Annotated in this window: 22 protein-coding genes (1 of these 22 only partly in view); 14 read left to right on the top strand and 8 right to left on the bottom strand. The window is 72.8% G+C overall.

Annotation, left to right across the window (positions count from 1 at the left end; translation table 11 throughout):
• Positions 1 to 184 precede the first annotated feature (184 nt).
• Both OG753_RS17945 and OG753_RS17940 read right to left on the bottom strand, forming a co-directional pair.
• Positions 185 to 1,447 (bottom strand): LCP family protein, encoded by a 1,263-nt coding sequence (locus tag OG753_RS17945; RefSeq protein WP_405789167.1) that lies wholly within the window; start codon positions 1,445 to 1,447, stop codon positions 185 to 187.
• A 184-nt stretch (positions 1,448 to 1,631) separates the two neighbouring features.
• The gene (locus OG753_RS17940) at positions 1,632 to 2,381 is read right to left on the bottom strand and encodes a TIGR03089 family protein (RefSeq protein ID WP_405789165.1); all 750 of its coding nucleotides are present in this window, start codon (positions 2,379 to 2,381) and stop codon (positions 1,632 to 1,634) included.
• A gap of 139 nt (positions 2,382 to 2,520) precedes the next feature.
• Between OG753_RS17940 and OG753_RS17935 the strand changes: the two genes are divergently transcribed.
• Positions 2,521 to 3,909 carry a peptidoglycan recognition protein gene (locus OG753_RS17935; RefSeq protein ID WP_405789163.1) on the top strand — a complete coding sequence of 463 codons (1,389 nt, stop codon included), beginning with the start codon at positions 2,521 to 2,523 and terminating at the stop codon, positions 3,907 to 3,909.
• Between the two features lie 185 nt (positions 3,910 to 4,094).
• Positions 4,095 to 5,108, top strand: a complete 1,014-nt coding sequence (locus OG753_RS17930; RefSeq protein ID WP_327262771.1) for a DNA-3-methyladenine glycosylase 2 family protein — start codon at positions 4,095 to 4,097, stop codon at positions 5,106 to 5,108.
• A gap of 299 nt (positions 5,109 to 5,407) precedes the next feature.
• Here OG753_RS17930 and OG753_RS17925 read toward each other — a convergent pair whose 3' ends face one another.
• From OG753_RS17925 to OG753_RS17915, 3 genes are read right to left on the bottom strand one after another with little or no spacing between them, the layout of a single operon-like run.
• Positions 5,408 to 6,706 (bottom strand): coenzyme F420-0:L-glutamate ligase, encoded by a 1,299-nt coding sequence (locus tag OG753_RS17925; RefSeq protein ID WP_405789161.1) that lies wholly within the window; start codon positions 6,704 to 6,706, stop codon positions 5,408 to 5,410.
• Entirely contained in the window at positions 6,703 to 7,662 is a 960-nt protein-coding gene (cofD, locus tag OG753_RS17920; RefSeq protein ID WP_327262769.1) for a 2-phospho-L-lactate transferase, read from the bottom strand. The genes OG753_RS17925 and cofD overlap by 4 nt, the downstream gene beginning before the upstream one ends.
• A 29-nt stretch (positions 7,663 to 7,691) precedes the next feature.
• Complete coding sequence (locus OG753_RS17915) at positions 7,692 to 8,222, bottom strand: cysteine dioxygenase family protein (protein ID WP_327262768.1); 531 nt, start codon at positions 8,220 to 8,222, stop codon at positions 7,692 to 7,694.
• Positions 8,223 to 8,851: 629 nt separating this feature from the next.
• On the opposite strand from OG753_RS17915, the gene OG753_RS17910 reads away from it, so the two are divergent.
• From OG753_RS17910 to OG753_RS17900, 3 genes are all read left to right on the top strand, one after another.
• Positions 8,852 to 9,115 carry a WhiB family transcriptional regulator gene (locus OG753_RS17910; protein ID WP_003983763.1) on the top strand — a complete coding sequence of 88 codons (264 nt, stop codon included), beginning with the start codon at positions 8,852 to 8,854 and terminating at the stop codon, positions 9,113 to 9,115.
• A gap of 243 nt (positions 9,116 to 9,358) precedes the next feature.
• On the top strand, positions 9,359 to 13,015 hold the full coding sequence (locus OG753_RS17905; RefSeq protein ID WP_405789158.1) for a glycosyltransferase family 2 protein: 3,657 nt from the start codon (positions 9,359 to 9,361) through the stop codon (positions 13,013 to 13,015).
• On the top strand, positions 13,012 to 14,487 hold the full coding sequence (locus tag OG753_RS17900) for a DUF5719 family protein (RefSeq protein WP_327262766.1): 1,476 nt from the start codon (positions 13,012 to 13,014) through the stop codon (positions 14,485 to 14,487). Before OG753_RS17905 ends, OG753_RS17900 begins: the two co-directional genes overlap by 4 nt.
• A gap of 48 nt (positions 14,488 to 14,535) precedes the next feature.
• On the opposite strand, the gene OG753_RS17895 is transcribed toward OG753_RS17900, so the two are convergent.
• The gene (locus tag OG753_RS17895; RefSeq protein WP_383195702.1) at positions 14,536 to 15,015 is read right to left on the bottom strand and encodes a metallopeptidase family protein; all 480 of its coding nucleotides are present in this window, start codon (positions 15,013 to 15,015) and stop codon (positions 14,536 to 14,538) included.
• A gap of 90 nt (positions 15,016 to 15,105) precedes the next feature.
• Between OG753_RS17895 and OG753_RS17890 the strand changes: the two genes are divergently transcribed.
• The 6 genes from OG753_RS17890 (at position 15,106) to OG753_RS17865 (ending at position 20,739) form a co-directional block, all read left to right on the top strand.
• Positions 15,106 to 15,480, top strand: a complete 375-nt coding sequence (locus OG753_RS17890) for a DUF3499 domain-containing protein (protein ID WP_327262765.1) — start codon at positions 15,106 to 15,108, stop codon at positions 15,478 to 15,480.
• A 79-nt stretch (positions 15,481 to 15,559) separates the two neighbouring features.
• Positions 15,560 to 16,930 carry a phosphomannomutase/phosphoglucomutase gene (locus OG753_RS17885; protein WP_405789156.1) on the top strand — a complete coding sequence of 457 codons (1,371 nt, stop codon included), beginning with the start codon at positions 15,560 to 15,562 and terminating at the stop codon, positions 16,928 to 16,930.
• Positions 16,931 to 17,145: 215 nt separating this feature from the next.
• Complete coding sequence (locus OG753_RS17880) at positions 17,146 to 17,331, top strand: Trm112 family protein (protein WP_030015246.1); 186 nt, start codon at positions 17,146 to 17,148, stop codon at positions 17,329 to 17,331.
• 83 nt (positions 17,332 to 17,414) lie between these two features.
• The gene (locus tag OG753_RS17875; protein WP_327262764.1) at positions 17,415 to 18,548 is read left to right on the top strand and encodes an SIS domain-containing protein; all 1,134 of its coding nucleotides are present in this window, start codon (positions 17,415 to 17,417) and stop codon (positions 18,546 to 18,548) included.
• A gap of 37 nt (positions 18,549 to 18,585) precedes the next feature.
• Positions 18,586 to 19,743, top strand: coding sequence for a mannose-6-phosphate isomerase, class I (manA, locus tag OG753_RS17870; RefSeq protein ID WP_405789154.1), 1,158 nt, complete (start codon positions 18,586 to 18,588; stop codon positions 19,741 to 19,743).
• Positions 19,744 to 19,815: 72 nt separating this feature from the next.
• Positions 19,816 to 20,739, top strand: a complete 924-nt coding sequence (locus OG753_RS17865; RefSeq protein WP_327262762.1) for a cation diffusion facilitator family transporter — start codon at positions 19,816 to 19,818, stop codon at positions 20,737 to 20,739.
• 71 nt (positions 20,740 to 20,810) lie between these two features.
• Here the strand turns inward: OG753_RS17865 and lepB are convergent, their stop codons facing one another.
• On the bottom strand, positions 20,811 to 21,500 hold the full coding sequence (gene lepB, locus OG753_RS17860; RefSeq protein WP_327262761.1) for a signal peptidase I: 690 nt from the start codon (positions 21,498 to 21,500) through the stop codon (positions 20,811 to 20,813).
• 388 nt (positions 21,501 to 21,888) lie between these two features.
• Here lepB and ahcY point away from each other — a divergent pair, with 388 nt between their 5' ends.
• A complete protein-coding gene (gene ahcY, locus OG753_RS17855) occupies positions 21,889 to 23,325 on the top strand; it encodes an adenosylhomocysteinase (protein ID WP_327262760.1) in 1,437 nt (478 codons plus the stop codon).
• A gap of 121 nt (positions 23,326 to 23,446) precedes the next feature.
• Positions 23,447 to 24,067, top strand: a complete 621-nt coding sequence (locus tag OG753_RS17850) for a hypothetical protein (RefSeq protein ID WP_405789151.1) — start codon at positions 23,447 to 23,449, stop codon at positions 24,065 to 24,067.
• Positions 24,068 to 24,071: 4 nt separating this feature from the next.
• Here the strand turns inward: OG753_RS17850 and OG753_RS17845 are convergent, their stop codons facing one another.
• Positions 24,072 to 25,016 carry an RDD family protein gene (locus tag OG753_RS17845; RefSeq protein ID WP_405789149.1) on the bottom strand — a complete coding sequence of 315 codons (945 nt, stop codon included), beginning with the start codon at positions 25,014 to 25,016 and terminating at the stop codon, positions 24,072 to 24,074.
• A gap of 112 nt (positions 25,017 to 25,128) precedes the next feature.
• On the opposite strand from OG753_RS17845, the gene OG753_RS17840 reads away from it, so the two are divergent.
• On the top strand, positions 25,129 to 25,777 hold the 5' portion of the coding sequence (locus OG753_RS17840; RefSeq protein ID WP_327262757.1) for a stage II sporulation protein M. Its footprint extends 359 nt past the window's final position; 649 of the gene's 1,008 nt are visible here — the first part of the coding sequence; its start codon is at positions 25,129 to 25,131; its stop codon lies off the right edge, out of view.

Genomic DNA, 25,777 nt, shown 5'->3' with positions numbered 1-25,777 from the left:
CTCCCCCGGGCGCACGGTCAACGATCCGGCTGCTGGTGCCCGCCTCTGGTCCGGCCGGGCACCGGATCGCTCACCCTATCCGCCCTGTTCGGCGGCAAACCATGCTGGTGACAAATTCCACTCCCCTTATAACGGGGCGAAACACCCATCCCACTCGGTTCGGTCACCGGCTTTTGGGATTGCTTTACCGGCAGTCGGCGTTCCCTGCAGTGGTTCCGGTGAAAGTGGGGACGGGAGCCGGGGGTGTGATGGTTCCCTCGTCCGTGAGCTCTGCGTCCGCACCGGCGTCCGCACCGGCGTCCGCACCGGCGTCCGCGCCGGCTTCCGTGCCCGTCCCGGGGGCCTCGGCCGCGTCCGCGGCCGGGGTGGGCTCCGGCGGGGCGACCGTGACCGGCTTGTCCATCCGCAGCTGCTGGAACAGCTGTTCAGCATCGGGTTCGACCAGCTCGTCCCTGTTCGGGTTCGGTGCATAGGGTTTGCGGGGTACCGTCAGGAACTTAACCTGATCGGTTGGTATGTCCCGCATGCCCCGTACGAGTTCGTACAGGCCGCGCAGCGAGGCCAGCCCCGGGTCCGTGGTCACCGAGGAGGTCGCCGCGTCCAGCAGCGGGTACAGCCGGGCCGGATTGAGCAGCACCCCGTTGCTCTGCACCTTCTTGACGAGCGAACCGAGGAACTGCTGCTGCCGGTCCATCCGTTCGGTGTCACTGCCGTTGCCCAGGCTGTGGCGGGCGCGGACGTAGCCCAGCGCCTGCTCGCCCCGCAGGGTCTGGCGCCCGGCGGCCAGCCGCAGCTTGGCCTCGGAGTCGTTCACCGGCTCCTTGAGGCAGACCTCCACCCCGCCGATGGCGTCGACCATCTTCTTGAACCCGCCGAAGTCGATCACCATGTGGTGGTCGATCCGGATCCCCGTGAGCTTCTCGACGGTACGGATCGTGCAGGCGGCCCCGCCCCACTGGAAGGCCCAGTTGAACTGCGCGAACTGCTCGCCGGTGCGGCTCCCGTCCGTCTTGCGGCAGGTGGGGATGTCCGTCATCAGGTCCCGGGGTATCGACACCGCGGTCGCGCTCCTGCGGTCCTGCGGCAGGTGCAGCAGGATCGTGGTGTCCGAGCGCTGGGTGCCCTTGTCCCGGCCGTACCCGGCGTTGTTCCTGCCGGAGCGGGAGTCGGAGCCGATCAGCAGGATGTTCTGGGACCCGGTGGCCAGGTGCGCCGGGCGTTCCCGCTCGTACCGCCTCAGCTCGGCCGCGGCCGAGGTGTCCTCGGTGATGTTCCCGTCGAGCTTGTTGTAGAGCCACCAGCCGGTGGCCGTGCCCGCCAGGACCAGGAAGGCGGCCCCGAGGCCGGTCCAGCGCAGCAGCCGGCGCCGGCGCCCGCGGCTGCGCTGGGGGCGCCCCGCGCCCCCGGCCGCTTCGGCGTCGTCCGGTATGCCTGCGCTGTCCCTCACTGGCGTCCGTCCCCTCGCCGCTACGACTTGGGCCGTCGGCCGTACGGGTGAGCACGGCCACTGCCGATGCTGCCCCCGGGCTGCCGGAGCAGCCCGGGGGCAGGGGCTTGTCTAGGGCCATGCGGGTGACAAATCGCCCGTACCTGCTCTTCACCAGTGTGGGCGACGGGCTTCCGGACGGCGATCAGACGGTGTGGGTGATGCGCTCGCTCTCGCTGCGCCGCTCCAGCCCGTCCGCCGGGAGCCGGTCCAGGTTCCGGCACAGCACCACGGACCCGCCCGCGGCCAGCGCCGCGTAGAGCCCTGCCGAGAGGCCGTCCCAGGTGTCGTAGCCCCGTCCGGTCAGCACCCGGGAGCCCTCGCCGAGGCCCAGCTTCGCCGCGTCCTCGCGGGCGCGGACCACAAGCTCCGCCTGCGTGAGTTCCTCGCCGTCGACGACCAGCGCCGGGCCCTCGGGATCCACCGGCACGAAGGGCGCGAAGCGGTCGCCCTGCCCCGGCACCTCCACCGCGTAGTCGGCGAACCCGGCCGGCGGCTGCGGGAACCGGCCGCCCAGCGGCCGCAGCGCGAGCGCCACCCGCTCACCGCCGCACGCCAGGGCCTCCTCCAGGGTGTCCGGCCCGCTGACGACGAGATCCGCACCGGCCGGATCGCCGCCGACCTCGGCGACGACCCCGACCGAGGCACAGGCGAGCAGCCAGACCGCGCTCTGCCAGTGCGCCGGCAGCATCAGCGCGAGCCGGTCCCCGGGCTCGGCCCCCAGATCCCCCTGGAGCAGATTGGCGGTCTTGGCCACCCAATTGGCGAAGGTCGCGACGGACAATTCGACGCGCTCGCCGGTGGCGTCGTCGTAGAAGGTGACGAGCGGGCGGCCCGGATCGGCGGCGAGCGCGGATCGCAGCAGGTCGGCAGGGGTGCGGTCAGTGGCGTTCACCCGGCCCAGCGTACGCGGGCCCGTCCCCCGTACGGGGGCCACCGGCTCCTCCGTACGGGGGAGGGGTACGCCGGGCGGGTCGGACGGAGCGTCAGATCTCGGATGGCGCCGGGCGGTGAGCGTGCTCACCATCCTTTTCATGCGTGGATTCCTTGCTTCTTCGATCGGCGTCGCGACGGCCGCCGTACTGGCCCTGCCCCTCGCGCTCCCCACTCCCGCCCTGGCCGAGACCGCCCCCGTAGCCCCCGCCGGGTCCACCCAATCGCTGCCGCTCGTCCCCCTGGGACCCGCGGCGACGCGCACGCCCGGAGTACCCGGAATGAGCGCCTCCCCGGCCCGCCCGGAGACGCAGGGCCTGACCGCACGCGAGGTCAAGACGTTCTCCCTGGTCGGCGTGGTCTGGGACGACGCCACCACCGAACTGCACGGCCGGGTCCAGGTACGGACACGCTCCACCCTGACCGCCACCTGGTCGGACTGGCAGGACGTCGAGACCCACAACGGCGAGCACGCCGCCGACCCCGACGCGGCGGAACGCGGCTCCCGCCGGATCCGCGGCGCCACCGCCCCGCTGTGGGTGGGCGAGTCCGACGGCGTGGAGATCCGCGTCCAGGCGGAACCCGGCGCCCCCACCACACGCGCCCCCTCCCGGCTGCCCACCGGCATGCGGATCGAGCTGGTCGATCCGGGCGAGGAAACCCCCGCCGCGGGCTCCGACGGCAAGAACACCGGCCCCGAGGGCGACGGCAAGGGCGAGGTCGCGGTGCCCGCCATGACGATGGAGATGGCGGAGTCCTCGTCCGCGAACCTCCCGCACGCCTCGCTCGGCGCGAACGAGATCACCGCCCTCGACAAGGCCGACTCCACCGCCGACGCGATCTTCGCGAGCGACGGCGGGCTGACCGCGGCCGCCGCCCCGTTCATCGGCCCGCGCCCGCGGATCGTCACCCGCAAGGGCTGGGGCGCCGACGAGGGCCTGCGCGAGTCGGGCTTCGTCTACACGAGCACGGTCAAGGCGGCCTTCGTCCACCACAGCGCCTCCGGCAACAACTACGCCTGCAAGGACGCCCCCGCGGTCCTGCGCAGCCTGTACCGCTACCACGTGATCAGCAGCGGCTGGCGGGACTTCGGCTACAACTTCGCCGTGGACAAGTGCGGCACGGTCTACGAGGGCCGCGCGGGCGGAGTCTCCAAGGCGGTCCTCGGCGCGCACACCATGGGCTTCAACACCAACAGCATGGGCGTCGCCGTACTGGGCACCTTCACCTCCAGCGCCCCGCCGGCGGTGGCGGTCGACGCGGTCGCCCGCCTCACGGCCTGGAAGCTCGGCCTCTTCGGCCGGGACCCGCGCGCGAAGACGACCCTGACATCGGGCGGAGGGAACCGCTTCCCCAAGGGGAAGCTCGTGTCGATGAACGTCATCTCCGGCCACCGGGACGGCTTCGCCACCCAGTGCCCCGGCACGAAGCTCTACGGCAAGCTGGGCACGACCCGTACGGCCTCGGCCAAGCTCCAGGGCCGGCCGTAGCCTTCGGCGGGGTCGGCGGGGGTCGGCGGGCGCGGCGCCGTTGCCGGGGGTGCCGCCCCCCGGCTCCCGGGCCCCCGCCCCCCGGCTCCCGGCCCCCGCCCCCCGGACCCCTGCGCCTCGAACGCAGGCGGGGCGGGAACATCCAGGGCTCCGGGGACTCGGCCGGGCAGCGCTACGCTCGGGGCATGGCCGGCCGCTTCGATCCCCTCACCCGCGCCGCCGTCCGCGGCGGCCGGACCGACGTACCCGCCGTCCGCGCCGCCACCGGCGCCGTCCCAGGGGCCGCCACCGGGGCCAAGGAACGCCGCTGGACCCCCGACGGCCCCGTCGACCTCGGGCTGGTCCTCGGCCCGCTGCGCCGCGGCCCCGGCGACCCGACCTTCCGCACCACCCCCGACGGCTCCGTCTGGCGTACCGGCCGCAGCCCCGAGGGCCTCGCCGCCACCCTGCGCGTCGTCGGGACCGGCCACGAGATCACCGCCGAGGCCTGGGGCCCCGGCGCCGGCTGGTTCCTCGAACAGCTGCCGGCGCTCCTCGGCGCGGGCGACGACCCCGCCGCCTTCGTGCCCCGCCACCGTCTGGTGCACGCCAGCCACCGCCGCCGTCCCGGCCTGCGCCTCACCCGCACCGGCCTGGTCCTGGAATCCCTGATCCCCACGGTCCTGGAACAGAAGGTCACCGCCGACGAGGCCTACCGCGCCTGGCGCCGCCTCGTCCGGCAGTACGGCGAGCCCGCGCCGGGCCCCGGCCCCGAGCTGTACGTCCTGCCCGAGGCACGCACCTGGGCCATGATCCCGTCCTGGGACTGGCACAAGGCCGGGGTCGACGCCAAGCGCTCCGCCACCGTCGTGCGGGCGGCCCGGGTGGCGGACCGCCTGGAGGAGGCCGCCGCGATGGACCTGCCCGACGCCGTGCGCAGGCTGGAGGCCGTCCCGGGCATCGGCCCGTGGACCTCCGCCGAGACCCTCCAGCGCAGCAACGGCGACCCCGACGCGGTCACCACCGGCGACCTCCACCTGCCGGGCATCATCGGCTACGCCCTCGCGGGCGACCGCGACGCCGACGACGCCGCCATGCTGGAGCTCCTCGCCCCGTACGCCGGCCAGCGCCACCGCGCGGCCCGCCTCATCCTGCTCGCGGGCCGCACCCCGCCCCGCCGCGCGCCCCGCATGCCGCGCGGCGACATCGGCCGCCTCTAGGCCGTCTCTTTCGGATCTTGTCGGGCCCGCGTTGCCCGGCACCGCACCTCGCTGTGTTGTCGGGGCTCCCGAGTACGTCCAGTACGCGGGGAGCTCCTCCGCCTTGCGATGCACGGCACCGGACAACGCGGGCTCGGCCGACAAGATCCGAAAGAGACGGCCTTAGGTCCTGTCGGGTCCTCGCCGATCAGGGCGGGCCCGCGGCGGACGGCGCCGCGCCTCGCGCGTCGCCCTCGGTCACACGGGCTCGCCCGGCAGGGCAGGGACGGCCCGCCGGTCGCACGGGCTCGCCGCAGGCGTCACCGCACCTCGATGAAGTCCGCCGCCGAGCGCCCCGGCCGGTCCGGCGGGGCCGCCGCCGGGTGGCCGACCGCCACCGTTCCCATCGGGTCCCAGTCCTGCGGCAGCTCCAGCACCTCCCGCACCACGTCCCGGCAGAACATCGTCGAGGACACCCACGCCGACCCGAGCCGCTCCCCGGCCAGCGCGACCAGCAGGTTCTGCACGCCCGCGCCCATCGCGACCACGAACATCTCCCGCTCCGCCGTGTCCCGCCGGGCGTGCCCGTAGTGGTGCGCTCCGTCCGTCACCAGACACGGCACCACCAGGTACGGGGCGGCCCGCAGCACGTCCCCGCGCCTGACCCGCTTCGCGACGGACTCCTCGGACTTGCCGTCCGCCCGCAGGTCCGCGATCCACGCGTCCCGCATCGCGTCCAGCAGCCGGACCCGGGAGGCCTCGGACTCCAGCAGCACGAACCGCCACGGCGTCGTGTGGTGCGGGGCCGGGGCCGTCACGGCCGCCGCCACCGCCCGCCGCACCGCGCCCGGGTCCACCGGCTCCGCCGTGAAGGCCCGTACGGTACGGCGCTGCGTCACGGCTTCCCGTACCGCCTCCGAGGTCCCCAGCCGGAACATGTCGTCGACCGGGGAGCGCACCAGGTCCCGGGCGGAGGATCCCTCGCCCAGGACGTGGGCCAGCCCGCGGACGACGGCCACCGGCAGGCCGGCGGCCTTTCCCTTGACCAGGTCACCGGCGGCGGCCAGCTCGTCCGCGGTCGCCACCACCGTCGCGCTCAGCGGATTGCCGTGCCCGTCCGTGCCGCCGCGCAGGTCGTCCAGGACCCGTACGCCGGCCGAGCCGATCGCCACGTCCGTCAGCCCGGTGCGCCACGGTCGGCCGAAGGTGTCCGTGACGACCACGCCCACGTCCACGGACAGGGCGTCGCGCACCCCGGCGCGGATCGCGGCGGCCGAGGCGTCCGGGTCCTCGGGCAGCAGCAGCACCGTGCCGGGGGCGGTGTTGGAGGCGTCCACGCCGGCCGCGGCCATGACCAGGCCCTGCCGGTTCTCGACGATCCGCAGCGGACCCCGGCGCGCGACCACCCGTACGGTCTCGGCGTCTATCGCGGCCTCGCGCGAGTCCGCCTCGACGATCCGGCCCTCGGCCTTGGAGACGATCTTCGAGGTGACCAGCAGGACGTCCCCGTCGCGCAGGTCGGGGGCGGCCGTCGTGATCAGCTTCGCCAGGTCGTCGCCCGGCCCGACCTCCGGTATCCCGTCGAGCGCCCGCACCTCGTACGAGGGCACCTGCGTCACCGGGAGGCCTCCGCCAGCTCCAGTGCGGCCCGGGCCATCTCCGCGGTGGCCTCCAGGTCGGTCATCATCAGCGGCACCGCGCGGCAGGTGATCCCGGCGGCCTCCACCTCCGCGACGGCGTCCGCGTCCGAGGTGTCCACGAGCCAGCCGTCGAGCAGCCCGGTCCCGTAGTGCAGGGCCACGGCGGCGGCCGTGGACTCGACGCCCACCGCGGCGAGCACCTTGTCGGCCATCCCGCGCACGGGCGCGCCCCCGACGATGGGGGAGAGGCCCACGACGGGCGCCCCGGCGGAGGCCACGGCGTCCCGGATGCCGGGGACGGCGAGGATCGTGCCGACCGAGACCACGGGGTTGGACGGCGGGAAGATGATCACGTCGGCGGCTGCGATGGCCTCCAGCACGCCGGGGGCGGGCTTGGCCTGCTCGGCGCCCACGGGTACGACGGCCTCCGCGTCCACCGAGGCGCGCAGCCGGACCCAGTACTCCTGGAAGTGGATGACGCGGCGTTCGCCGGTGCCGGCCTCGGTGATCGCGACGTGGGTCTCGACCCGGTCGTCGGACATGGGCAGCAGCCGTACGCCGGGCTGCCAGCGGTCGCACAGGGCCTCGGTGACGGCGCTCAGCGGGTATCCGGCGCCGAGCATCTGGGTCCGCACGATGTGGGTGGCGAAGTCGCGGTCGCCGAGGCCGAACCAGGTGGGTCCGACCCCGTACGCCGCGAGTTCCTCCTTGACGGTGAAGGACTCGTCGCTGCGGCCCCAGCCCTGGTCCTCGTTGATGCCACCGCCGAGGGTGTACATCACCGTGTCCAGGTCGGGGCAGACCTTGAGTCCGAAGAGGTGAATGTCGTCACCGGTGTTGCCGATGACCGTGATGTCCGCGTCGGGCACGGCCGACTTGAGTCCGGACAGGAACCGGGCGCCGCCTATACCGCCGGCCAGAACAACAATGCGCATGCGGACAGTCTGTCAGGGCAGGCTGCCGGTCAGGCGGGTACGGAAGCCGTTTCGGCCGGGGAGCAGCTGTGCATGGGCATTTCGGTCAGGCCGGGGAAGTACACGTGCAGGCTGACCGCTCCGTCGAGGGTGTCGTTGACGACCTCGTGTGCGTGGCCGGGGGCGAGGACGCGCTGGGTGCCGGGACGGTGGGTGAGCCCGCCGCGGGCGGTGTGCTCGGTGAGCTCGCCCTGCAGCACGGTCATGACGCCGGAGGAGGCGCCGTGGTCGTGCGGGCCGCTGCCCTGGCCGGGGACCCAGCTGAGCAGCCAGACCTCGTAGCCGGGGCCGGTGCGCAGCCGGTGGTACCAGCGGGTGGTGGCGTCGTACTGGACGAGGTGCTCCCAGGCGGCGCGGTCCTCGGCGATGGAGCGGGCGAGCCCGACGAACTCGGCGACGGTGGCCGGATGTTCGCGGGCGGGCTGGAGGAGGTGCTGGACGGCGAGGATGTCGCCGGCGATCTGGAGGTCGCTCTCGACGGTGGCGGGAGCGGCGGAGGTGGCGCTGTGCGTGCTGTTCATCGTGGGGGGTACCTCGACGGATGTCAGTCGTGCTGGCGGTTGCTGCAGGGGCGGGCCGGAGCTCGAAGGAGCCGGGGCTCCGCGGGCATCAACAGCTGCAACAGCAACAGCGAACCTGGGCAGCGCACAGGAACCCACGAATGGGGGTCCGGGTGGCGACTGCGGGCGCTGACATGCGAACAAGGAGAACGGCTCGGGGGCCTGACTGTCAACCCAATGTCCGGTTTGGTGTAAAAGTTTCACCTCATCCGGTTACCGTGCGCGGAGAAAGGTTTGTGCACTGCGGGGCAGGGGATGTGGCGCTGTGTCGAGGCTCAAACCAGAACCGGACATCCGTGACCTGAATGTGATCTGCGCCGCTTCTCCGGCCGGACCGCAACCCCGCCCGGAGGTGGCACGTGGATTACGGGTAAAGACGGCATCTCGTGGTGCCGGTGGCATGTGTCACGATTTTTGGCGATTTGAACACTTTCTGCATAGGCTTGGTTCCGCAGAGTGAATAAGGGGCCCAATAGCAGATCTCGGCTTGACTGCCCCGGAGCCACGCACTTGTAATTTCACTCGTGTCGTTACGTAGCAATCAGTGACGGCATCGTCACGGGGACGCACAGACAGAGCGAGGGGCGCACATGACCGAGCTGTTTCAGGAACTGCTGGTCGAGGAGGCGGACGAAGAGCTCGGGTGGCAGGAGCGCGCTCTGTGCGCCCAGACCGACCCCGAGTCCTTCTTTCCCGAGAAGGGCGGCTCCACCCGCGAGGCCAAGAAGGTCTGCCTCGCCTGCGAAGTCCGCTCCGAATGCCTTGAGTACGCCCTCGCCAACGACGAGCGATTCGGCATCTGGGGCGGTCTGTCCGAGCGCGAGCGCCGCCGCCTGAAAAAGGCAGCGGTCTGAAACGGCCGACGCACCACCGGGCAGGCACCTACCGCACATCGCACGACATACCGAACGGGACAACGAGTACGACACACGGCACGGCAAACGGTCCGCCTCCTGCACCTTCCCCGCAGGAGGCGGACCGCTGTCTTGACAGCCGTTAGGGTGGGGCGCTGTCCAGCAGCCTCCGAGGGCACACCACCCCCGGACCCTCCCCCAGACTCCGTCCGGGGGACCCCCAGGCCGGAGGGCCGTACAGCGATGTCCCTGCACAGCCAGTCGGCGGGCTCCCACCAGGCACCCGCCACACCCGAGTTTCCCCGGCACGTCGTCACCGCGGTCCTCGTCGCCCACGACGGCGCCCGCTGGCTGCCCCGGACACTCGCCGGCCTCCTCGGCCAGGAACGCCCCGCGCAGAACCACATCGCCGCCGACACCGGCAGCGCCGACGAATCCGCGCGCCTCCTCACCGAGGCCCTCGGCGACGAAAGCGTCCTGCACCTCGCCCGCCGCACCGGATTCGGCACCGCCGTCGACGAAGCCGCCCGCACCGCAGGCACCTTGACCCCCGAGGACCTCCCGTACCTCAAGCGCCCCAGCGGCTGGGACCCCGTCAGCCGCACCTGGCGCGACGACACGTACGACCTCCCCGACCTGCCCCACGGCGAACCCGTCCAGTGGCTCTGGCTGCTGCACGACGACAGCGCCCCCGAACCCGACGCCCTCACCGAGCTGCTCCGCGTCGCCGAGGAGAACCCCGACGCCGCCGTCATCGGCCCCAAGCTGCGCGGCTGGTACGACAAGAAGCAGCTCCTCGAAGCCGGCGTCACCCTCGCCCGCAGCGGCCGCCGCTGGACCGGCCTCGACCGCCGCGAACAGGACCAGGGCCAGCACGACCAGGTCCGTACCGTCCTGTCCGTCTCCACCGCCGGCATGCTGGTCCGCCGCGACGTCTACGAGGACCTCGGCGGCTTCGACCGGCGCCTGCCCCTGATGCGCGACGACGTCGACCTGTGCTGGCGCGCCCAGAGCGCCGGCCACACCGTCCTCGTCGCCCCCGACGCCGTCCTGCGGCACGCCGAGGCCTCCGCCCGCGAACGCCGCACCGTCGACTGCGCCGGACGCACCACGGCCAGCCCGCACCGCGTCGACAAGGCCGGCGCCGTCTACACGATCCTCGCCAACAGCTCCGGCCGCGCCCTGCCCTACGTCCTGCTGCGCGTCCTGCTCGGCACCGTGCTGCGCACCCTCGCCTACCTCATCGGCAAGGCCCCCGGCCAGGCCGTCGACGAGCTCACCGGACTCCTCGCCACCCTGCTCCGCCCCGGCCGGCTCCTCGCCGCCCGCAAGGCCCGCAGACGCCCCGCCGTCCCCGCCGCCGAACTGCGCCCGCTCTTCCCCCCGCCGGGAGCCTCCCTGCGGGCCAACGCGGAACAGCTCGCCGGCTACTTCGGCGGCGACCGCGACACCGACGCCGCCCCCGCCGGCCGCCACGGCGGCGGCAGCATCCTGAACGCCCCCGGCGAGGACGGCGACTACCTTCCCGAGGCCGAGCGCTTCGCCCGCCTCAAGCGGCTCGCCCGCAACCCCGCGCCCCTCCTCTTCGGCCTCCTCCTGGCCGTCTCCCTCGCGGCCTGCCGCACCCTGATCGGCGGCGGCTCCCTCATGGGCGGCGCCCTGCTGCCCGCCCCCGGCAGCGGCTCCGAACTCTGGGGCGCCTACACCGACGGCTGGCACGCCGTCGGCACCGGCTCCACCGCCTCCGCCCCGCCCTACCTGGCCGTCCTCGGCACCGTCGCCACCCTGCTGTTCGGCTCCACCCAGGCCGCACTGACCCTGCTGCTCGTCGGATCCGTCCCGCTCGCCGGCCTCACCGCCTACTTCGCCTCCCGGCCGCTCGTCGAATCCCGGCTGCTGCGCGCCTGGGCGGCCATCGCCTACGCCTTCCTCCCCGCCGTGACCGGAGCCCTCGCCGGCGGCCGCCTCGGCACCGCCGTCCTCGCCGTCGTGCTCCCCCTCATGGCCCGCGCAGCCGTCGCAGCCTTCGACCTCGGCGACGGCGCGGAAGCCGCCGACCGGCGGGGCGGCCGGCGCGCGGTGTGGACGTACACGCTGCTGCTCACCCTCACCACAGCCTTCACCCCCGTCGTGTGGCCGCTCGCCGCCGTCCTCGGGACCGCCGCGCTGGTCCTGCGCCGCGCGCACTGGAAGGCGTACGGCCTGCGGCTGCTCGCCGCCCTCGCCGTCCCGCTGATCGTGCTCGCCCCCTGGTCGCTGGGCCTGCTCACGCACCCCGGCCGCCTGCTGGACGAGGCCGGACTGCCCTACGGAGCCGGCTCCGCCGACGCCCTCGGCCTGCTTGCCATCAGCCCCGGCGGCCCCGGCACCGGCGCCGGACTGCTGCTCATCGGCATCGTCCTCGCCGCCCTGGCCGCCCTGCTGCGCACCGACCGCGCCTTCGCCGTCCGCACCGCCTGGGCCGCCGCCCTCGCCGGGCTGCTCCTGGCCGTCCTCGTCAACCGCACCGGCTGGGCCGGCCCCGCCACCCTCGTGTACGGACTCGCCCTGCTCGCGGCCGCCGCGCTCGGCGCCGACGGAGCCAGGGAACGCGTCGCCGCCCGCAGCTTCGGCTGGCGCCAGCCGCTGGCCGCCCTCATCGCCCTGACCGCCGCCGTCGGCCCGCTGTTCGCCGCCGCCACCTGGATGCTCGCGGGCGCCGACGGCCCGCTGCAGCGCCGCGACCCGGTACAGGTCCCCGCCTTCGTCGCCGACGCGGGCGGTGACGACAATCAGACCCGCACCCTGATCCTCGACCTGGACCCGCCCGCCAGCGTCTCCTACAGCCTCGTCCGCGGCTCCGGCGGCCGCATCGGCGACGCGGAGATCACCGCCCGCACCGGCGGCGACGCCCGCCTCGACAAGGTCGTCTCCAACCTCGTCGCCGGCTCCGGCGCCGACCAGTCCAGCCAGCTCAGCGCCTACGCCATCCGCTTCGTCATGTTCCGCCCCGGCGGCCCCGACGAGATCCGCCGCGTCCTCGACGCCACCCCGGGCCTGAGCCGTCGCCACCAGCAGGACGGCACCGCCCTGTGGGGCGTCGAGCCCTGGCTGCCCCGCGCCGTCATCGTCTCCGGCAAGCAGGGCGAGGCACCGATCCCCGTCGCCGCCGGACCCGTCGAGGCCCACAGCAAGATCCCCGCCGGTGACGCGGACCGCGTCCTGCGCATCGCCGACCGGGCCGACGCCGGCTGGCGGGCCACCCTCGACGGCAAGCCCCTCAAGCCGAAGACCCTGGACGGCTGGGCCCAGGGCTTCGAACTGCCCGCCGACGGCGGCCGCCTCGACCTCGTCCACGAGGACTCCCTGCTGCAGACCGCCTGGTACTGGACCCAGGGCCTCCTCGCCCTGGTCCTCCTGGTGATGGCCCTGCCCGGCCGCCGGGCGCAGCTCGACGACGACCTGCCGGAGGACGAGGCGCTGCTCCCGTCCCAGCCCGGCCCGGGCGAGGCCGGCGAGGGCCGCCGCGCCCGCCGCCTGCGCGCCGAGGCCGAGCCGGCCCCCGTACCGGTGGAGACGGCCGCGGTCGCCGACCCGTACGCGCAGATCCCCGCGCAGCCGGTGTACGGCGAGGACACCTACGCGTACCAGGCGTACGGCGACCAGAGCGGCTACGCGTACGACCAGCAGCAGCCCGCGTACGACCCGTACCCGCAGTACGACCAGCAGGGCCAGTACGACCAGCAGGGCCAGCAGGGCCAGCAGGGCCAGCAGGGCTACGCGGCCCCGTACCCGCAGCAGCCGGTCCAGGACCCGGACCAGCAGCAGTACCCCTACCCGTACGAGCCCTACCAGCCGTACGACCCCCACCACCCCCACGCACCGCACGACCCGCGTCCGGACGGGAGCCCCCAGCAGTGAAGCAGCGCGCACCCCTGACGCTGGCGGCGGTGACCGCGGCCCTGGCCGCCCTCACCGGCGTCGCCGCCCTCACCGCACCCGCCGCCGACGGCAAGCCCTCCGACGGCAGGCCGGCCGCCGCCCGGATGCCCGTGGAACGGTCCCTGTTGGTCTGCCCGGGGCCCAGCTCCTCGGACATCGCCGAGACCACGTACACGTCCTTCACCCCCGGCGCCCCCGCGGGCAAGGGCTCGGCCCGGCTGCTCGGCGCGACCAAGGACGCCAAGCCGGTGCTGGAGCCCAAGGAGCCCGGCAAGCCCGTCGGGGCCACCGCCAGCGGCGCCGACGCACCCGCCCTCACCGGCAGCGCCGACGGCGTCCTCGCCCCCGGCTGGACCACGCAGCTGACCACCAAGGTCTCCGTCGGCCGGGCCCGCGGCGTGCTCGGTGTCGGCTGCACCGCGCCCGGCACCGACTTCTGGTTCCCCGCGGTCAGCACGGCCAAGGGCCGCGAGGACTACGTCCACCTCACCAACCCCGACGACGCCGCGGCCATCGTCGACATCAAGCTCTTCGGCCCGGACGGACCGGCCAAGCCCGACGCCGGCGCCAGCGAGAGCATCCGGGTCGACCCCAAGTCGACCAAGACCGTCCTGCTGTCCTCCCTCGTCCCCGGTGCCCAGCTCGCGGACGCCACCGCCCACGTGACCACGCGCGCCGGCCGGGTGGGCGCATCGGTGCAGGTCGGCGAGGAGGGCGTGGGCGCCGACTGGCTGCCGGCCTCCGCCGATCCGGCGGGCTCACTGGTACTGCCGGGCATCCCGGCGGACGCCGCCTCCGTACGCCTGGTCGTCCTCGCACCGGGCGAGGAGGACGCGGACCTGAAGGTGCGCCTCGCCGGACCGGGCGGCTCGATCAGCCCGGCGGGCAACGAGCAGCTGCACGTCAAGGCCGGTATGACGGCGGTCATGGACCTGAAGGACCTGACCCGCGGCGAGCCCGGTTCGCTGGTCCTGACCCCGGCCGACCCCAAGAAGTCCGCCCCGGTCGTCGCGGCGGTACGGGTGGTCCGCGGCAGCGGGGCCAAGCAGGAGCTCGGCTTCATCACCGCCACCGCGCCGGTCGGGACACGGGCGACCGTGGCCGACAACCGGCCCGAGGAGAACACGACCCTGCTGGCCCTGACGGCCCCGGGCGCCGACGCGAAGGTCAAGGTGACGGCCTCACCGGGCACCGGGGGCGGCGAGCCGGCCTCCAAGGAGGTCACCGTCAAGGCGGGCACCACGCAGACGCTGACCCTGGCCCCGGCGGGCGGCAAGGGCGCCTACGCCCTCACCGTCGAAACCCTCTCGGGCGGCCCGGTCCACGCGGCCCGCACCCTGTCCCTGCCGGACGACGGCATCGCGATGTTCACCGTCCAGGGATTCTCGGACGACCACTCCACGGTCTCGGTCCCCAGGGCCGCCCAGGACCTCTCGGTCCTGACCCGGTGACCTGACGGACCCGTTGACGGGATGACGGGCGCCCCGGTACGCGGCAGGTCAGTCCTGGCCGTACCGGGGGTCCACCGTCTCCGGCGAGAGCCCCAGCAGATCCGCCACCTGCTCGACCACGATCTCGTGGACCAGCATTGCCTTCTCGTCCCGCGTCTTGGTACGGATCTCCACCGGCCGCCGGAAGACCACGATCCGGGCGGGCCGCCCCTCGCGCGACTCCGACACCGCGCCCAGCGGCACCGCCTCGTCGTTCCAGCCGCCGTCCGCACCGCCCGGCGGGCCGGGGACGTCCCCGATCAGGAACTCCACCTCGGCCAGCTGCGGCCAGCGCCGCTCCAGCCGCTCCACGGAATCCCGTACGAGATCCCCGAACAGCTCGGACCGGCTTGCCGCCAGCGGCACCTGAGGGGGCGCCACCGGACCGCGCATCCCGCGCCCGTGGCGGTCCCGCCGACGCGGGCGCGGCTCGGTCCGGGCCCCGGCGGGCGGCTCTGCAGGGCAGGGAGGAAGAGGGCTGTCGGTCACCCCCGCAGGGTAGCTCCGAGCACGACACGGGGGAGTGCGCGGCGGTGGAGTCGTCGCGGCCCGGTCAAGAGTGCGGTACCGTCCAACGTCGTGAGCCTTGTACGTCGCTGTTCGCGCACTGCGTGCGGCCGCCCTGCCGTCGCGACACTGACGTACGTCTACGCCGATTCGACCGCAGTTCTCGGCCCGCTCGCCACCTACGCCGAACCCCACTGCTACGACCTGTGCGCCGAGCACTCGGAGCGCCTGACCGCCCCACGGGGCTGGGACGTCGTGCGCCTGTCCGACGGCTCCGGGCCGTCCCGCCCCAGTGGCGACGACCTCGAAGCCCTCGCCAACGCCGTGCGCGAAGCAGCCCGTCCCCCGGGGCGCACCGCCGAGCCCGGCAGCCCCGGCAAGGGTGGCCCGTCCACCGGTGAGACCCGCCGCGGACACCTGCGCGTCCTGAGATCGCCCGATTCCTGACGCTCCGACGGCCTGAAGAGCCGCTCCCGGTTCAGGGTAGGTTTTGCTGAACCGCACAGGACCTTCAGGAGGGCAGGCAGTGGCCGCAGATCTTTCGAACATCGTCAAGGCGTATGACGTGCGTGGCGTTGTGCCGGACGAGTGGGACGAGTCGCTGGCCGAGTTGTTCGGTGGGGCGTTCGTGGAGGTCACGGGTGCTGTGGCGATCGTGATCGGTCATGACATGCGTCCGTCGTCGCCGGGTCTGTCGGCTGCTTTTGCGCGGGGTGCGGCGGCGCGTGGTGTGGATGTGACGTTGATCGGGCTGTGTTCGACGGATCAGCTGTATTACGCGTCGGGTTCGCTGGGTCTGCCGGGTGCGATGTTCACGGCTTCGCACAATCCGGCGCAGTACAACGGCATCAAGCTGTGTCGTGCGGGTGCTGCTCCGGTGGGTCAGGACACGGGTCTGTCGCAGATCCGGTCGCTGGTGGAGAAGTGGTCGCAGGACGGTGCTCCGGTGGTTGCCGAGGGCACGGCCCCGGGCGCGGTGACGGAGCTGGATTCCCTTCCCGGGTATGCCGCGCATCTGAAGGGTCTGGTGGACCTGGCGTCGGTCCGGCCGCTGAAGGTGGTGGTGGACGCGGGCAACGGCATGGGCGGTCACACGGTGCCGACGGTGTTCGAGGGGCTGCCGCTGGATGTGGTGCCGATGTACTTCGAGCTGGACGGGACGTTCCCGAACCACGAGGCGAATCCGCTGGATCCGAAGAACATTGTGGATCTCCAGGCCCGTGTGCTGGCGGAGGGCGCCGATCTGGGGATCGCGTTCGACGGTGACGCGGACCGCTGTTTCATCGTGGACGAGCGGGGTGTGGGGGTGTCTCCGTCGGCGATCACTGCGCTGGTCGCGGCGCGTGAGCTGGCCCGCAACGGCGGCTCGGGGACGGTCATCCACAACCTGATCACCTCCTGGTCGGTGCCGGAGGTGGTGCGGGAGAACGGCGGCACGCCGGTGCGTACGCGGGTGGGTCATTCCTTCATCAAGGAGGAGATGGCGAGGACGGGTGCGATCTTCGGTGGTGAGCACTCGGCGCACTACTACTTCAAGGATTTCTGGAACGCGGACACGGGCATGCTGGCCGCGTTGCACGTGCTGGCGGCGCTGGGTGGTCAGGACGGTCCGCTGTCGGAGCTGGTGGCTTCCTACGACCGGTATGCGGGTTCGGGTGAGATCAACTCGACGGTCGGCGACCAGAAGGCCCGGCTGGCCGCGGTGAAGGACGCCTACGGAGATATCGAAGGTGTCACCCTCGACGAGCTCGACGGCCTGACGGTGACGGGCGGGGACTGGTGGTTCAACGTCCGTGCCTCCAACACCGAGCCCCTGCTGCGGCTGAACGTGGAGGCGCGGGACGAGGCCACCCTGGCCAAGGTCCGCGACGAGGTCCTCACCCTCATCCGCGCCTGACCCGATCCAGCCCCGGAGCCCGGCCCGAGGGCCCGGGCTCCGCCCACTCCAGCCCCGCCGGCGATCGAGGCGCGGCTCCGGGCGGAGCCCGGGTTCCCGGCGCAGCCGGCTTCCCCGGGGGCTCGGCCCCACCGGGCCCCCCACGACACCGCACCGGCGGTGACTCGGCGGTACGCTGACCTCGCCCCACCCACATGCCCGAAGGGAACCGCCCCATGCCGCTCGAAGCCGGCCTCCTGCAGATCCTCGCCTGCCCCGCCTGCCACTCGCCCCTCGAGGACAAGTCGGCCGACGAGACGGCCCCCGAGCTGATCTGCACCGGCCAGGACTGCGGCCTCGCGTACCCGGTCCGCGACGGCATCCCCGTGCTCCTCGTGGACGAGGCCCGCCGCCCCGCCTGACCCCCAGCCGCGCCCGCACCGCGCACGCAGACGCTGAGACCGATTCCGCCACCCTGGATCCGTCAACACCGCCGGAGGCCGCCATGCTCGACGAGTCGCTCCTCGACGCACCGGACGATCTCGCCCGCATCGACCGCCGGGGCCTGCTCCGCGGTGCGGCCGAGGCCGGAGCCAGAGTCCGTACCGCCGCCCGGCACGCGACCGATGCCGGCCTCGCCGAGCTGCGCCCCGACGGCCGCCCGCGCTCCGTCCTGATCGCCGGACCCGGCACCGCCGCCACCGGCGTCGCCGACCTGCTCGGCGCCCTCGCCGGGGCCTCCGCGCCCGTCATCCGGCTGGAGCCCACCGGCGTCGCCCACGCGTCCGGCGCACTGCGCTGGGCCCTGCCCGGCTGGGCCGGCCCCGTGGACCTGCTGCTCCTCGCCACCACCGACGGCACCGAGCCCGGACTCGCGGTCCTCTCCGAGCAGGCCTACCGGCGCGGCTGCACCGTCGTCGCCGTCGCCCCCGAACGCTCACCGCTGAGCGAGGCCGTGGACGGCGCGCACGGGCTCCTCGTACCGATGGCCAAGGCCCCGTACCAGGAGTACGACGAGTCCGCCGCGGCCGGCCCCGGCGCCCTGTGGGCCCTGCTGACGCCCCTGCTGCTGCTCCTCGACAGGGTCGGCCTGATCACCGCGGCCCCGGACACCCTCCAGCTCGTCGCCGACCGGCTCGACCGGACGGCCGAACGCTGCGGGCCGGCCATCGCCACCTACTCCAACCCGGCCAAGACCCTCGCCGCCGAGCTGGCCGACTCCCTCCCGCTCATCTGGAGCGAGGGCACCGGCGCCGCCCCCGCGGGCCGCCGGTTCGCCGCCACCCTCGCCGAGCTCGCCGGTCGCCCCGCACTGGCCGCCGTGCTTCCCGAGGCACTGCCCGCCCACGGCATCCTGCTCGCCGGGGCCTTCGCCGCCGGAGCCGACCCCGACGACTTCTTCCGTGACCGGGTCGAAGAGCCCCAGGCACTTCGCGCCCGCATCGTTCTGCTGCGTGACCGTCCGGCCGGCGGTCTGACCGCCGCCCCCGCCGCCCGCGAGCTCGCCCACAGCCACGACACGGCCGTCAGCGAGCTCGAACCGGAGGAGGGCGTCGAGCTGGAGCAGCTCGCCGAGCTCCTCGCCGTCACGGATTTCGCCACCGCCTACCTGGCGTTGGCTTCCGGGGGACACAGCTGAGTCACAGACGTACCCAGCTCTATCCAGGAAGACGACGATGGACCGCCTGACGAACACGATCCGCCCCTATGCCTGGGGATCCACCACGGCCATCCCCACGCTCCTCGGTGTCGCACCCACCGGTGAGCCCCAGGCCGAGATGTGGATGGGAGCCCACCCCGGCGCACCCTCCCGCCTCGACCGCGGAACGGGCGAGAGGGCGCTCTCGGAGGTCATCGCCGCCGACCCCGAAGGCGAGCTGGGCGCTGCCACCGTCGCCAGGTTCGGCCCCCGGCTGCCCTTCCTGTTCAAGATCCTCGCCGCCGGCGCGCCGCTCTCCCTCCAGGTCCACCCCGACCTGGACCAGGCCAGGGCGGGCTTCGAGGACGAGGAGCGCCGCGGGGTCCCGATCGACGCGGACCACCGCAACTACAAGGACGCCAACCACAAGCCCGAAATGATCTGCGCGCTCACCCCGTTCGACGGGCTGTGCGGCTTCCGCCCGCCGCTGGAGGCCGCGGACCTCCTCGAAGGCCTGCAGGTGGACAGCCTCAAGCCGTACGTCGACCTGCTGCGCGCGCACCCCGAAGAGGCGGCCCTGCGCGAGATGCTGACGGCCGTTCTGACCGCCGACCGCGCCGAGATGGCCCACACCGTGAGCGAGGTCGCCGCGGCCGTCACGCGCCTCGGCGGCACCTACATCCCGTACGCGACCCTGGTCCACCACTTCCCGGGCGACCCGGGAGTCATCGCGGCCATGCTGCTCAACCACGTCCGCCTCCAGCCCGGCGAGGCGATGTTCCTCGGCGCCGGCGTCCCGCACGCCTACATCGACGGCCTCGGCGTCGAGTTGCTGGCCAACTCGGACAACGTGCTGCGTGCCGGACTCACCCCGAAGCACGTGGACGTGCCCGAGCTGCTGAAGGTCGCGAAGTTCGAGCCCGGCGACCCGACCCTGCTGCGCCCGGAGGGCGACGGCGAGGAGGTCTACGAGACCCCCATCGACGAATTCCGGCTCTCCCGCTTCCTCCTCGCGCCCGGCGGCGCCCCCCGGGTGCTCCCGCACGGGGCCCCGCAGATCCTGCTCTGCACGGCGGGTTCCCCGCAGGCGGGCGAACTGCCCCTGACTCCTGGCGAATCGGTCTTCGTACCGGCGGGCGAAAAGGTCGAACTGTCAGGAACCGGGACGGTCTTCCGCGCCACCGTGGTGGTCTGACGCAGCGTCCCTCCCGCCGGCTGCAACAATGTGCGGCCGGTAGTCAGTGGCTAGGAAGGACACCCTGCACCCATGAGCGCGTCGGGCGGTACCAAGGCGATCGTGGCGGCACTCGCCGCCAATCTCGCCATCGCTGTAGCCAAATTCGTGGCATTCCTCTTCAGCGGCTCCTCGTCGATGCTCGCGGAAAGCGTCCACTCGCTGGCCGACTCCGGGAACCAGGGGCTGCTCCTCCTCGGCGGGAAGAAGGCCCAGCGCGAGGCGACGCCGCAGCACCCCTTCGGGTACGGGCGCGAGCGCTACATCTACGCCTTCCTCGTCTCCATCGTGCTCTTCACCGTCGGTGGCATGTTCGCCATCTACGAGGGCTACGAGAAGATCCACGACCCGCACGAGATCACGAACTGGTACTGGCCGGTCGGCGTCCTCGTCTTCGCGATCATCGCGGAGTCCTTCTCCTTCCGCACCGCGATCAAGGAGTCGAACGAGATCCGGGGCAAGCAGACCTGGACCCAGTTCGTCCGCCGGGCCAAGGCCCCCGAGCTGCCCGTCGTCCTCCTGGAGGACCTCGGCGCGCTCGTCGGCCTGGTGCTGGCCCTCGGCGGTGTCGGCCTCGCCCTGCTGACCGGCGACGGGATCTGGGACGGCATCGGCACCCTGTGCATCGGCGTCCTGCTCATCGCCATCGCGATCGTGCTGGCCGCGGAGACCAAGTCCCTGCTGCTCGGTGAGGCCGCCGGGATCGAGGACGTGGAGAAGATCAAGGCCGCAGTGGTCGACGGGGACGTCGTCACCCGCGTGATCCACATGCGCACCCTGCACCTGGGCCCCGAGGAGCTGCTCGTCGCCGCCAAGATCGCGGTCGAGGGCAACGACACCGCGACCGAGGTGGCCGACGCGATCAACGCCGCCGAGGCCCGCATCCGCGAGGCGGTCCCGATCGCCCGGGTGATCTACCTGGAGCCGGACATCTACCGCCCCGAGGCTGCCAAGTAACCGGGCGGCCACACACATGCGAAGGCCCCCGCGGGCAGCAGCCCGCGGGGGCCTTCGGCATGCGTCGGCCTTTACGGCTCGTCGACGCGCACGGCACCCCAAACGGGCCCGGCGGGCACGGGCTTCCTCCGCCGAGCCACCAGAGCCGCGATCCCGAACCCCGCACCGGCGAGGAAGGCCGGGACCCCGCACAGCGCGAGGGCTCCGGCCGCCAGGAACGCGACGGGCGTCTCGATCCTCCTGCCCAGCACGGCCGAGACCGGGGCCGTTCCCCTGCTCTCCCCGTCGATGTTGAAGGAGGAGTCGAAGGAGTTGTTCCGGTTGTCACCCATGAGGAAGACACGACCCTCGGGAACGGTGACGTCGAACCCGATCGCCGCCGGCACCGTGCGGTCCTTGATGTACGGCTCGTCCAGCGGCTCGCCGCCCAGCCGGAGCGTCGGCTCGCCCGGCGTGTAGGAGATCCGGTCCCCGCCGACCGCCACCACCCGCTCCAGAGCGGGTCCGTCGGGGATCCACGGCAGCGTGATCAGTACGACGTCACCGCGCCGGACGTCCGGGACCGGACCGGCCTCGAACCACACCCGCTTGCCCCGCGTGAGCGTGGGGAGCATCGAGTCGGAGCTCGCGACCCTCATGTCGAAGCCCCGCGCCGGCGCCGCGACGGCTCCGTAGACGCTGGTGCCCACCAGCACGACCGTCCCGAAGACGAGCAGCACCACCGCCCAGATCCCCAGTCTCCGCCCAGGCCTGCGTTCCATCAGCCACCCCTTCGATTCGTGCGTGTGCGCGGGGCAGCGTACGGAACCCCTCCGGGCCCCTGACCAGCAGGGTCGCCCGAGAACCGACGCGGCCGACGGCACCCATGCGCACCCGAGAGGTGCGCCAGAAGCCCTCAGGGACCGGAGCCTGCCGACGGGAGGACCTGACATAACCTGACAGCTTCTTCCTCGTCTGACTGGGGCTCACTCCACCGATCGGTGTAGATTCGTGCTCAGTGTCAGACGTCGCTGCTGATGGCGGGTCGGGCGGTCCTTGCGACCGGCCGAGGGGAGAGAGGACCCCCGACGGACTGTGCTCGGTGTCCCGTCCCCAGGACGGCGCACGGCCCAGCCGTACCCACCTCTCGAACCATGAGGAGCAGCACCCATGGACTTCAAGGTCGCAGACCTGTCCCTTGCCGCGTTCGGCCGCAAGGAGATCACCCTGGCCGAGCACGAGATGCCGGGCCTGATGTCGATCCGTGCCGAGTACGCCCAGGCGCAGCCGCTGGCCGGTGCCCGGATCACCGGCTCGCTGCACATGACCGTGCAGACGGCCGTGCTCATCGAGACCCTCGTCGCCCTCGGCGCCGACGTCCGCTGGGCCTCCTGCAACATCTTCTCCACCCAGGACCACGCGGCCGCCGCCATCGCGGTGGGCCCGAACGGCACCCCGGAGAACCCGCAGGGCGTACCCGTCTTCGCCTGGAAGGGCGAGACGCTGGAGGAGTACTGGTGGTGCACGGAGCAGGCGCTGACCTGGCCGAACACCCCCACCGGTGGCCCGAACATGATCCTCGACGACGGTGGTGACGCCACCCTCCTCGTTCACAAGGGCGTCGAGTTCGAGAAGGCCGGCGCGGCCCCGGACCCGTCGACGGCGGACTCCGAGGAGTACGCGTACATCCTCACCCTGCTCAACCGCACCCTCGGCGAGTCCCCGCAGAAGTGGACGCAGCTCGCGTCCGAGATCCGCGGTGTGACCGAGGAGACCACCACCGGTGTGCACCGTCTGTACGAGATGATGTCCGAGGGCAGCCTGCTGTTCCCGGCGATCAATGTGAACGACGCCGTGACGAAGTCGAAGTTCGACAACAAGTACGGTTGCCGGCACTCGCTGATCGACGGCATCAACCGTGCCACCGACGTCCTCATCGGCGGCAAGGTGGCGGTCGTCTTCGGTTACGGCGACGTCGGCAAGGGCTGCGCGGAGTCCCTGCGCGGTCAGGGTGCGCGTGTCATCGTCACGGAGATCGACCCGATCTGCGCGCTGCAGGCCGCGATGGACGGATACCAGGTCGCCACCCTCGACGATGTCGTGGAGACGGCCGACATCTTCATCACGACCACGGGCAACAAGGACATCATCATGGCCGCGGACATGGCCAAGATGAAGCACCAGGCGATCGTGGGCAACATCGGCCACTTCGACAACGAGATCGACATGGCCGGTCTCGCGAAGATCGAGGGCATCGTCAAGGACGAGGTCAAGCCGCAGGTCCACACCTGGAAGTTCCCCGACGGCAAGGTCCTGATCGTGCTGTCCGAGGGCCGTCTGCTGAACCTGGGCAACGCGACCGGTCACCCGTCGTTCGTGATGTCGAACTCCTTCGCGGACCAGACCCTGGCCCAGATCGAGCTCTTCACCAAGCCGGAGGAGTACCCGACCGAGGTCTACGTGCTCCCCAAGCACCTGGACGAGAAGGTCGCGCGTCTGCACCTGGACGCCCTGGGCGTCCGCCTCACCACGCTCCGCCCGGAGCAGGCCGCCTACATCGGCGTCCAGGTCGAGGGCCCGTACAAGCCGGACCACTACCGCTACTGATCAACCCCTGATCAGCCTCTGATCAGCGGCAGCAGCACGTGAAGCAGGCCCCCGGCACCCGTGCCGGGGGCCTGCCCCGTATCCCCGACACGTCCCCCGACCCCCAAGAAGAGTGCGCACCATGCCCCGCGGCCGCTACTCGCTCCACGACCCGCACGACCACACACCGCTCGGCGAGGAGCACTTCCACTGCGCCCCCGGGCCCTCGGGCTGGCGCTACGTCTCCCAGCTCACCGGCCCGGGCGGCGACCACCGAGGCTCCGTCGACCTGGCGATCGACGAACTGGGCCGCCCCATCCGGCTGGAGGTCAACGCCGCGAGCTGGCAGGTGCGGGGCGCCGCCATCGACGGCGTCACCTGGGTCCGTACCGACCCCACCGGCACCGAGGCCACCGAGGGCAACATCGCAGCCCCCGGCTTCACCGGCACCTCCCCGGCCTTCCTCGTGGCCACGACCCGCCTGCTGCGCCTGACCCCGGGCGCCCCGGCCACCCGCGTCCGGCTCCTCGCCCTCACCGACCCGGTCCTGGCGCCCCGTACGGTCGACCAGGCCTGGGCCCTGCTGGCCCGCGAGGAACACCCCACGGACAGCGGCCCGCTCCTGGTGGACGAGTACCGGGTCAGCGCGCTGGACACCGGCGAGGTCCACACCATCCACATCGCCGGAGACGTGGTCCTCTCGGCCCCCGGGATCGAACTCGAACACCTGGAGACGCCGCCCTCGGCCTTCGAGGAGCAGTGATCCCTCAGGCGGGCGGCGCGAACCCGCCGGCGCGCGGAGCCTCCACGGGCGCCTCGGGTGCCACCCGGGCAACCGGCTGCGCCACGACAGGCCCCGGTGCGGCGACGGGCATCGTCGTCGGCATCGGCGCGGGAGCGAACCCCGAACCGGGCGCGGCAAAGGGCGCGGAAAAGGGTGCGGGACCGGGCCCGGCAGCGGCGACCGGCCGGAAGGCCCGGGCGGCGTCACGCGACTGCCGTTCGTGCACCACGGCCATCAGGAACGCGGCGGCCGGAACCCCCGCCGGCGGCGGCGCCCCCGTACGCGCCACCAGATCGTCCGCGAGCCGGCCCGCCATCGCGGCACCCACTTGCGGATCCAGCTGGTCCATCCGCGTCAGGTACTGCCGAATCGCCAGCCACAGCCCGTCCGGCACCGCCGACAGGTCCAGCCCGGTGAACCGCCCGGCCAGCCACGGCGGCGGCGGGGGCACCGGCATCACCCGCGCCCCCGGCACCCGCTCCCGGACCACGAGCGTGCCCGCGAACAGGTCCCCGAGCCGCCGGCCCCGCTCCGAAGCCAGCGAGGCGATGCACGCCACCGACCCGAAGGTCAGCAGCAGCTCCACGAACCCCAGGGCCCCGCGCACCAGAGCGTGCCGGAACCTGATCGGCCCGCCGTCGTCCCGCACGACCCGCAGCCCGCAGGCGAGCTTGCCGAGCGAACGTCCGTGGGAGAGCGTCTCCACCGCGATCGGCATGCCCACCAGGAACAGCAGGAAGCCCGCCACCCCCACGGCGGCCTGGGCGGCCTCGTCCAGCGAGGCGGTCGCCATGGTCAGCCCGATGGAGATGATCACGTATCCAGTGACGTACACGGCCATGTCCAGGAGGATCGCCAGCCCGCGGCTCGGCAGTCGCGCGGGCCTCAATCCCAGGACGACAGCGTCCCCCGTCACCAGATCGCTCACCACAGCACCTCTCATGTGACCTGCCCCGCCCCAACGGCATCCAGTCTGCCAAGCTGACCACACTAGGAATAGGCAGTGGCCAGGGGACCTGGGACAGGGGAGCGGCAACCGGATGGATCTCGATGTCTTCGTGACCGCACACCGAGCGGAGTGGGACCGTCTGGAGCAGCTCCTGGGCCGCGGGCGCAAGCTCACGGGCGAGGAGGCCGACGAACTCGTCGCGCTCTACCAGCGCACCTCCACCCACCTCTCCCAGATCCAGTCCAGCGCCCCGGACCCGATGCTCACCGGTCGGCTGACCCAGCTGATCGCCCGCGCCCGCGCCACGGTGACGGGCACCCGCCGGTCCGGCTGGCGCGACGTCGCCCTCTTCTTCACGGTGGGCTTCCCGGCCGCGGTCTACCGCAGCCGCCGCTGGTGGATACCGACGGCCCTGCTCTCGACGGCGCTCGGCGTGCTCATCGGCTGGTGGATCGCCACGCACCCGGAAGTCCAGGGCGCCATCGCCGCCCCCGACGACCTGAAGGCGCTCACGCAGCCCGGCGGCCAGTACGAGACGTACTACTCCAGCCACCCCGCGGGCTCCTTCGCCGCACAGGTGTGGACGAACAACGCCCAGGCGGCCGCGATCTGCCTGGTCATGGGCGCGTTCCTGGGGATACCGGTGCTCTGGATCCTCTTCCTGAACATGGCCAACCTCGGAGTGGGCCTCGGCCTGATGGCCTCCGCCGGCCGCCTCGACGTCTTCCTCGGCCTGATCC

Origin of the sequence: Streptomyces sp. NBC_00029 (assembly GCF_045160505.1) — a bacterium.
Lineage (GTDB): Bacteria > Actinomycetota > Actinomycetes > Streptomycetales > Streptomycetaceae > Streptomyces.
The sequence above is the reverse complement of the archived record's forward strand: the minus strand, read 5'-3'. Positions and strand labels throughout refer to the sequence as shown.

What these genes read in the sequence shown, in the direction of transcription:
- OG753_RS17935 (WP_405789163.1), top strand. Translation starts at nt 2,521, where the DNA reads ATGCGTGGATTCCTTGCTTCTTCGATCGGCGTCGCGACGGCCGCCGTA.
- OG753_RS17930 (WP_327262771.1), top strand. Translation starts at nt 4,095, where the DNA reads ATGGCCGGCCGCTTCGATCCCCTCACCCGCGCCGCCGTCCGCGGCGGC.
- cofD (WP_327262769.1), bottom strand. Translation starts at nt 7,662, where the DNA reads ATGCGCATTGTTGTTCTGGCCGGCGGTATAGGCGGCGCCCGGTTCCTG.
- OG753_RS17915 (WP_327262768.1), bottom strand. Translation starts at nt 8,222, where the DNA reads ATGAACAGCACGCACAGCGCCACCTCCGCCGCTCCCGCCACCGTCGAG.
- OG753_RS17910 (WP_003983763.1), top strand. Translation starts at nt 8,852, where the DNA reads ATGACCGAGCTGTTTCAGGAACTGCTGGTCGAGGAGGCGGACGAAGAG.
- OG753_RS17905 (WP_405789158.1), top strand. Translation starts at nt 9,359, where the DNA reads ATGTCCCTGCACAGCCAGTCGGCGGGCTCCCACCAGGCACCCGCCACA.
- OG753_RS17880 (WP_030015246.1), top strand. Translation starts at nt 17,146, where the DNA reads ATGCCGCTCGAAGCCGGCCTCCTGCAGATCCTCGCCTGCCCCGCCTGC.
- OG753_RS17875 (WP_327262764.1), top strand. Translation starts at nt 17,415, where the DNA reads ATGCTCGACGAGTCGCTCCTCGACGCACCGGACGATCTCGCCCGCATC.
- manA (WP_405789154.1), top strand. Translation starts at nt 18,586, where the DNA reads ATGGACCGCCTGACGAACACGATCCGCCCCTATGCCTGGGGATCCACC.
- OG753_RS17865 (WP_327262762.1), top strand. Translation starts at nt 19,816, where the DNA reads ATGAGCGCGTCGGGCGGTACCAAGGCGATCGTGGCGGCACTCGCCGCC.
- lepB (WP_327262761.1), bottom strand. Translation starts at nt 21,500, where the DNA reads ATGGAACGCAGGCCTGGGCGGAGACTGGGGATCTGGGCGGTGGTGCTG.
- ahcY (WP_327262760.1), top strand. Translation starts at nt 21,889, where the DNA reads ATGGACTTCAAGGTCGCAGACCTGTCCCTTGCCGCGTTCGGCCGCAAG.
- OG753_RS17850 (WP_405789151.1), top strand. Translation starts at nt 23,447, where the DNA reads ATGCCCCGCGGCCGCTACTCGCTCCACGACCCGCACGACCACACACCG.